1 protein-coding gene is annotated in these 528 nt (G+C 47.7%); it reads left to right on the forward strand.

Features of this window, described 5'->3' with window-relative positions; all coding sequences use genetic code 11:
- Nucleotides 1-528 (forward strand): L-serine ammonia-lyase, iron-sulfur-dependent, subunit alpha (locus R7F64_RS24330; protein ID WP_318072215.1); only part of this gene is annotated, 528 nt, incomplete at both ends.

Consider the following 528-nt stretch of genomic DNA (forward strand, 5'->3'; position numbering starts at 1 on the left):
GCCTTTGAGACGTACTACTCTATCGGTGGTGGCTTTATTGCGACAGCGGCAGAGCTCGAACATGGCGGCCAACAAGCCAGCGCAGAAGTACCTTTCCCTTTTTCATCCGCAGACGAAATGTTGGAAAAAGCAGAGAAAAATGGCCTCAGCCTTGGTGGCATGATTCTACAAAATGAGCTGGCATTTCGAGAGCAAGAAGAAATTGACCAAAGAGCTGAACAAATTTGGAAAGTGATGTCACTGTGTATGCAGCGTGGTTTCGATACTGAAGGGATCCTTGAAGGGGGCTTGAACGTCACTCGCCGAGCTCCGAATCTGTTGAAAAAACTAGAAGCGAATGCAGCAGTAGAAAATGATCCAATGGAGATCATGGACTGGATTAACTTGTTTGCCTTTGCGGTCAGCGAAGAGAACGCGGCAGGCGGGCAAGTCGTCACATCACCAACTAACGGTGCCGCAGGTGTTATCCCAGCAGTATTGATGTACTACCATCGATTCATCAAAGAGCTGGACCTTAAGCAATTAAAA

It is taken from the genome of Vibrio sp. Vb1980 (assembly GCF_033338615.1).
Taxonomy (GTDB): Bacteria; Pseudomonadota; Gammaproteobacteria; order Enterobacterales; family Vibrionaceae; genus Vibrio; species Vibrio alginolyticus.